This is a genomic window from Sinomicrobium kalidii, from assembly GCF_021183825.1.
GTDB classification, from domain to species: Bacteria; Bacteroidota; Bacteroidia; order Flavobacteriales; family Flavobacteriaceae; genus Sinomicrobium; species Sinomicrobium kalidii.
On record NZ_CP089211.1, the window covers coordinates 934438 to 941835 of the forward strand.

General features: G+C 46.1%; 5 protein-coding genes. All 5 read right to left on the reverse strand.

The window, feature by feature from the left end; translation table 11 throughout:
- Positions 1 to 781: 781 nt before the first annotated feature.
- The gene (locus LS482_RS03690) at positions 782 to 1951 is read right to left on the reverse strand and encodes a T9SS type B sorting domain-containing protein (protein ID WP_233030404.1); all 1170 of its coding nucleotides are present in this window, start codon (positions 1949 to 1951) and stop codon (positions 782 to 784) included.
- Positions 1952 to 2096: 145 nt separating this feature from the next.
- Positions 2097 to 2987, reverse strand: a complete 891-nt coding sequence (locus tag LS482_RS03695) for a hypothetical protein (RefSeq protein WP_233030405.1) — start codon at positions 2985 to 2987, stop codon at positions 2097 to 2099.
- A gap of 31 nt (positions 2988 to 3018) precedes the next feature.
- Positions 3019 to 4377, reverse strand: coding sequence for an immunoglobulin domain-containing protein (locus LS482_RS03700; RefSeq protein ID WP_233030406.1), 1359 nt, complete (start codon positions 4375 to 4377; stop codon positions 3019 to 3021).
- A 98-nt stretch (positions 4378 to 4475) separates the two neighbouring features.
- The gene (locus LS482_RS03705) at positions 4476 to 6419 is read right to left on the reverse strand and encodes an OmpA family protein (protein ID WP_233030407.1); all 1944 of its coding nucleotides are present in this window, start codon (positions 6417 to 6419) and stop codon (positions 4476 to 4478) included.
- Positions 6420 to 6430: 11 nt separating this feature from the next.
- Positions 6431 to 7363, reverse strand: a complete 933-nt coding sequence (locus tag LS482_RS03710; protein WP_233030408.1) for a PorP/SprF family type IX secretion system membrane protein — start codon at positions 7361 to 7363, stop codon at positions 6431 to 6433.
- Between the last annotated feature and the right edge of the window lie 35 nt (positions 7364 to 7398).

Genomic DNA, 7398 nt, shown 5'->3' on the forward strand with positions numbered 1-7398 from the left:
AACCCGGTTACAACTTTTCAGAAGCTAAAGCGAAATGTACTGAAAGTGCATTGCCTGAACTATTTTTAAGACCAGTCAAAATACCCAAGTTCAGTTCGAGATCCGGAATAAGGGGGCTTTATCAAACAAGATGGCAATGACATTCCTGTCAGCAATCCCCCGGCCTTTACAGATATTTTTTTATTATACACGGGTATGGGTTTCTTCCGCCTTGTAACAACCTTGTTTCGCCGTATAACAAGTTTGTTTCTTATCGAAACTGTTTCAAAGTGCGGTACTTATAAACCCTTCTCCTGCAGAACGACTTTGTTCCCCTGCACAATGGTTTTGTTTCGCCGCATAACAAGTTTGTTCCTTATCGAAGCCGTTTCAAAGTGCGGTACTTATAAACCCTTCTCCTGCAGAACGACTTTGTTCCCCTGCACAATGGTTTTGTTTTGCCGTATAACAAGTTTGTTCCTTATCGAAACTGTTTCAAAGCACGGGACTTGTTAACCTTTCTCCTGCATAACGATCTTGTTCTCCCGTACAATGGTTTTGTTTTGCCGTATAACAAGTTTGTTCCTTATCGAAACTGTTTCAAAGCACGGGACTTGTTAACCTTTCTCCTGCATAACGATCTCGTTCATCCGTACAATGATCCTGTTCTGTCGTATACAGGGGTTCTGTTTCGCCCTCCTGTGCTTTGGTCTGCATCCCGCACATCGGGAAACCCTTCCCGCGTATTTGCAACCTTAATCCACCTGTCCTGTGCGGGTGCCCACCGGACTTGCCGATCGCCTCATCTCATGATATACAACCACCCGGAAACCGGTGTGCTCCCGTCTCCCAGGTCCAGTACGTAGTAATAGGTTCCCACCGGGAGCATGCCGTTACGGCTTATGGTGTTTTTTACGTTGGAACTCCCCTTCCAGGTATTGTCGTATCCTTTTTGTTTAAACACAAGGTTTCCGTAACGATTATACACCTGAAGCAGGTTGTCGGGATAATTTTCTATACAATCGATACGGAAGGTATCGTTCATACCGTCTTCGTTGGGCGAGAACAGGTTATATACTTTCAGGCACAAAGGTTCAGTCGTGGCTTCCGCACTGTTATTGGTATCATCCGTATCTTCCGGGTCAGAATTGTCCAGATAGGCGGTATTGGTATAATCCCCGTGTGACAGTACTGTTGCGGAGATCACTAATTCCGCACTTTCGTCTTCGGATAAAACCGGAATATCCCAGACTCCGGACGGGGCATTATATGTGCCTTTGTCCGCCCCGTGAGAACTATAGGCATATCCCGACGGTAACCTGTCGGCAATTACTATATTCCTGACAGTTACGGCGGTTTCATTGGTTACCTTTACCGAAAAGACGACCGGAGCGTCCACCAATGGCTGCGGATTGTCCACGGATTTACTGACGGAGAGATCGGGACAGGCGTTCAAAAACACGGTTACGGCCAGCCGTTCTTCACTTTCGTTCCCGGGTCCGCCGGGAGATTGCGAAGCGTAATAGGTAACTCCGTCTTCCAGAGGGTGCGTTCCGGGCAACACATTTCCCCTTTCGGGGGCATCGTACCAGGTAATATGCTCTCCCGTAACTTCAATATCGGCAATAACCGGATCAAAGACGAAACAAAAATACTGTTCTCCTTCCCCGGAGGGCGGCGGGGAACTGCCTGAAAACCGGATTTCCACAGCATTGGAAATTTCAGAAGGGCATCCTTCGGCGTTTATGGAAACTACGGTATATTTTCCTTTCAGGGTAGCCGCATAGGTTTCCTCAACGGCACCGTCAACAGCCACTCCGTCCCGGAACCACTGGTATTGCGTAGCACCTTCGGACGAGGCATGAAGGTTTACCGTACTCCCCGGCGGGACTACAATAACCTCATTGCCTTCCTGTGCACCGGCATATTGCCAGAAACAGAGGAAAATAAAAATGACTTTCCCGATCTTCATAGTTTAGGATAAAGGAATGATACCCGTACAGGGCGAAAGCAAACGGTAAATTATTCTTTATCGTCTGCATTCCCCGAAATGCCTGTTAACGCATATTCGACCCGAAACAAGCCGAACTTACCTTATATCAGTACCGGTCAGGATATTAATCCGTTACAGAGCCAATAGTAATGGTCGGTGCTCCCGGAGTGGGGGAAACCACAATTTCCAGGTCGACACCTGCGTCCTGTACATTGCCTGTATAGGTTACATAATCCCTGCTTCCTTTATCTTTAACCACATATTCCACTTCTACATAAAAGGTGTAAGTCCCCGGGTCTGTAAGGGTTACTGAATACGTGTCGGTAGTGGTGGCCAGATCGATGGGATTCACGGTATCCCCGTCTTTTACGGCATACCACGCATAACTTACCTCAAAATCATTCCCGGCCGGGTTGGCATACCCGTTGGTATTGGCCGAATAATCAGCATTAAGGGAAGTTACAGACAATTCTATGGGTGTTGCCGGAACATCGGTAGCACAGTAAGCCAGGGGATTGCCGTTGGTATCAAAAGCTGTATCTACGGTAAGCGGCGATAACACAAAAAGAATAATGTCCTCAAAGTCATCGGACTGACAGATAACACTGCCATCGTCCACAAGCCCGTATACCCGGAATTTGTGGTATCCGGGGGCAAGCTGGGTGAGGGTGAGGTTTTGTGTAGCTTCCCCGGCAATCAGGTTTTCCGTTTCGGTAGTTCCGTCTGTGGTAATATTGTACCATTCGTAACCAGTAAAAGTATTGCCCTGGCCATCATCCAGGCTGGCCGTAAGGGTAATGGACGGGCCTGATGTGGACGGGTCATAAAACAATACCGCATCATTGATTGTAGTAACTGGTAAGGTATTGTTGGTAAGGCTACCTACATCCAGGTTTTCAGGGGTACTGACAGGCGTTGTGGGTACCGGTGCTACGATTTGAGCAAAAGCCGGAACGGCACAGGTCAAAAACAGGATGACAAGGCCTTTTTTCAGAAATATTCCAAATGATTTCATTTTAATTATTTTTAAGTTGTTAATCGGATTTTTAATTCGTTGTATTTCCTATGCTGATATCGGGATGACTGTAGGACGGGTGTACAACCACCTGTGCAACAGCACGTCCGGATTCATCCGTACATCCCGTCCTGGTTTCCGATACATAGAAATAATGGGTCCCCGCAACAGTAGTGTCCGGTGTATACGAAGTTCCGGAAAAGACGGGTGTACCCCCGGAGGCTTCCGTATACCAATTATAAGTGGAATCTGTTACAGGCTGATCTATCTGTAAGGTAACTTCATCTCCGAAACAGGCATAAACTATCCCGTCTACCATTTCCGGTGATATTACGTCCGGGGCTTTCAGTACTCTTTCCATTTCATAGACATACATGCTGCCCAGTGCATTTAAAAGACCTTCGCCTATGGCAACCTCTATGCGGTTAAAGACAACTTCTACCGGGTAAGTCAATACCTGTACATCACTACTGCCCGGCAAGAGGGAGAGGGACAATAGGTTTTCATCCAGGGCCAGGGCACCGTTATCCGTATCGTCGTTATATGTTCTTATGGTAAAACTGCTGGCGAGCAGGGAGGCATCCAGTAATCCGCCGTCCGGGTTCTGAAAAACCACGCGGACGGAATCCCCTTCACGGGACAGGGTGTTATACAGGGATTTGATATAGGTTTTATCGGCCACCCCGACATTCGACCTTAAATGTGTATATGTATTGTAATCCCCGTCTATGCTGTTTAACGGGTTTTCTACCTGGTTCACCCCGGAAAGCAATGTCCCTATGGAACCGTACAGTACTTCTTCGGGAGTGTTACAGACAATGGAAGTAGTTGCATCCCGGAGGTAATATGCATAGTAAACATCCATATTGGCTCCTGCGCTCAAAATTCCTCCGTTCAGGGTGATCCTTACAGCATCGTAAGCCACAAAATTCCCATTACTGTCCTGGGGAGTAAAAACCATTTCATCCAGGTACTCGCCATTTAATAAAGACAGTAGCGAACCTAAAGTCACTTGTGTCCCCACAGCACTGCCATTATTATAGGCCTGAACAGAGATACTTATCCCCACTCCCAAAAGAGAGGAATTAATCCCTAATTTTAAATACGTGGTTGTTCCGGCGGAAAGCAGTGTACTGAATCGCGGTTGTATATATGCACTGGACAAACCCAACGCTCCTACAGGCACACTTAATGCCGCATTGGTTTCTATATTACCTCCAACCACATTTCCGGGGTTGGAAACTGCCCCCAGAAGTGCACCGTTTGTCTGCGATACGGCATACACCCTTTCCTGCGCCTGCTGTCCCCAAACGGGATTAAAGCCGCACAGTACAGGGAATAAAAGGATATACAGTATTACTACTGCTCGGTGTTCTAATCTAAGATACATAGGGTGTTTGGATTGGTGTGTAAAGATGATGTGCCGGTTTCAACACATCATCTTACAAACATAGATTAGGAACTCTATCCGGGCGATTATGATTTTGTCTACTTTTCTATAATAATAAAATCTGATCTCCGGTTTTCAGAGTGTTCTTCTTCCGTACATTGACTACAGCTTTCACAAACAATTTTAGGGCGGTCTTCCCCGTAACCGATGGCACTTTCTATCCGGGAAGGATCAATTTCCCCTACATCCAGAATATACTGCTGTGTAGATTTGGCCCTTCTGTCGGTAAGGCCCCGGTTATAATTTGCACTTCCCCTGCAATCGGCATGCGATTCGATTTTAATTTTCACCTTGGGGAACTGGTTCATCACATAGATCACCTTATTGAGTTCTTCTGCGGCCTGGGGGGTGATATCCGACTTATCAAACTCAAAGTAAATGGGGTTTACATCTATTTTCTCCTGGTTGTCTTCTTTTACGACAAGATCGTCGAAATTGGTCAGTTCAAAGTTGACATCCGTTATTTCCTCACCGTTCTTTTCGGTTGTGGTCACTTCTTTTTCTTCTGTGGTATAATTCGGTTTGGAAGCCTGGAACTTATAGGTGTTTTCACAGGGCACTTCCACCTCGTACATACCGTCTGCCCCGGTTGTGGCCTGGGTAACGAGGTCTCCGAATTCGTCAAACACTTTCACCGTGGCCCCTTCAAGGGCAAGTTTGGTGTTCTTATTGGTCACTTTACCGGAAACAAGCTGGTCGCACGGAGCTTTTTCTTTCGTGTAGTAATAGATATCGTCATCGCCCTTACCTTCGAGCCTGTTGGAAGAGAAATAGCCATAGGCCTGCGTGGAATCAATGACAAAGGAAAAATCGTCTTTATTACTGTTTACGGGATCACCGAGATTTTCGGGTTTTCCGAATTCCGGTTTCTCTTCTTCAATCTGTTCACTTACAAAGACATCGAGACGTCCGAGCCCGTAATGCCCGTCGGAAGAGAAATACAATTTTCCTTCCCTGTAGTAAGGGAACATTTCCTTACCCCGGGTATTGATCACCGGACCGAGGTTCTGCGGTTCTGAAACCACACTGCCTTCTTCCGACATTTCCACCACATAGATATCGGTATCACCGAACCCTCCGGGCATATCGGAGACGAAAAACAGCCATTTCCCGTCGGGACTCATACAGGGATGCCCCACGGAATAGTCCACGCTGTTAAAAGGCAGGCTTTCTGTCTTTACGATTTCCCCGTCTTCAATAGTTCCCTTGATAATATGGAAGTTATTGGTCCCGGAATCGTCATTGATAAGTTTGTTTTTATTCTTTACGATATTGGTGGTATAATAAATATGGGACAGGTCGGGAGAAAATGTAATGGTTGCATCGTGATATTTGGAACGGATATCGGGAAGGAAGAGTTCTACATTAAACAATTCCCCGTCCGTAGCATTGCGTTCGCCGATATACATATCGAGGAACGGCTGCTGGTTCCATACATACAGGGTATAACTCGGTTTTCTCGTTGATGAGAACACCACTTTATCTCCGTAAAAGGTAGTACCAAACTCAGAACGCGGGGTATTGCTTTCCAGGTCATGGACCGTAAAAAGGGACTCTGCCTGTTCCAGGCTGTCCAGATGGCTTTTCTCCGCCGCATACCTGGATATTTCGTCTTCGTTATTCTTCCTTTTCAGGTAATCCTTCATCAGGCTATGGGCCTCGTCGTAATTCCCGGTTCCTTTCAGTGCATGGATATAACGATGAAAACGGACATCAGACATGGCGTCTTTCTGCAGTTCGTACAGCTTTTTATAATACTTCACCGCACTGGTATCCTTACTGATAAAATAATAGGAATCGGCCGCATTCCCCAAAATATCGGTGGAAGGCGAACTCGTTCTTTCCAGGTATGCTTCATAAGCCTGGGCCGCTTCTACATAGGCCAGATCCTTGAATAGCCGGTCAGCTTTCCTGGGCTGTTGGGCAAAGACCAAGGTGACACAAAATGCAAAACCAAGGGTATAAAATAGTCTTCTTCTCATAGTGCTTCGGTTTAGAAAAATCTCGGAGATTTTATACGGCTGGATTTAAACGGCATCTGATACCTCAGAATAATTTCGTGCGTTCCGTCATTGTAACGATTGAAACTGGTTGTCGTATAATCATACGAATACCCTATAAAAAAGCTCGGAGATATCTGAAAACCCGCCAGGGCACTTACAGAATCGTCCCAGCGGTATGATGCTCCCAGTGTAAATCGCTCCTGTAAGAGAAAATTGGCCGAAAGGTCTACGGACACCGGCGCTCCTCTTACTATTTTTAACATCGTCGCGGGTTTGAATAACAGGCTGGGTGAAAGTTCAAATACATACCCACCTGTAATAAAATAATGCAGCCTGTCGGACAGTACTCCCCCGTCTTCCCTGTCTTCATAATAATCATAACGCAGAAAGCTGGGTACGGAGAAGCCTACATACCATTTATCGGTATAATAGAATGCTCCCGCCCCGGCAATAAAATGGGTTTTATTGACATTCTGTGCGAAAACGGGATCGTTGGGATCCTTAAAATCTCCCTCGCTCCAGTCCACATCCAAGATACTGACCCCTGCTTTAACCCCGAAAGCCAGTTTGGAAAAGTATCCGGTCTGGATGGTATAGGAAAAATTTCCGTCCAGGAATACTTCTTTAGACGGCCCCAGTTTGTCGTGAGCAGCATTAAAACCCAATCCAACTTTCTCATTATTCAAGGGGGAATGTACACTCAACGACTGGGTTTGCGGTGCCCCATCAATCCCCGTCCATTGCGAACGGTGCAGCAGCACACCTTCCAAAGTCCCCACAGAACCGGCATAGGCAGGGTTAAAACTCATCATATTATACATGTATTGCGTATATTGAGGATCCTGCTGTGCCTTAACCGTTATCATAGCAAGCATACATATAAACAAAATGTAATTGCTCTTTTTGACTGTTATAATTTTCATCTGCTTATATTTTATCTGTTTTATATGGGTTTAAT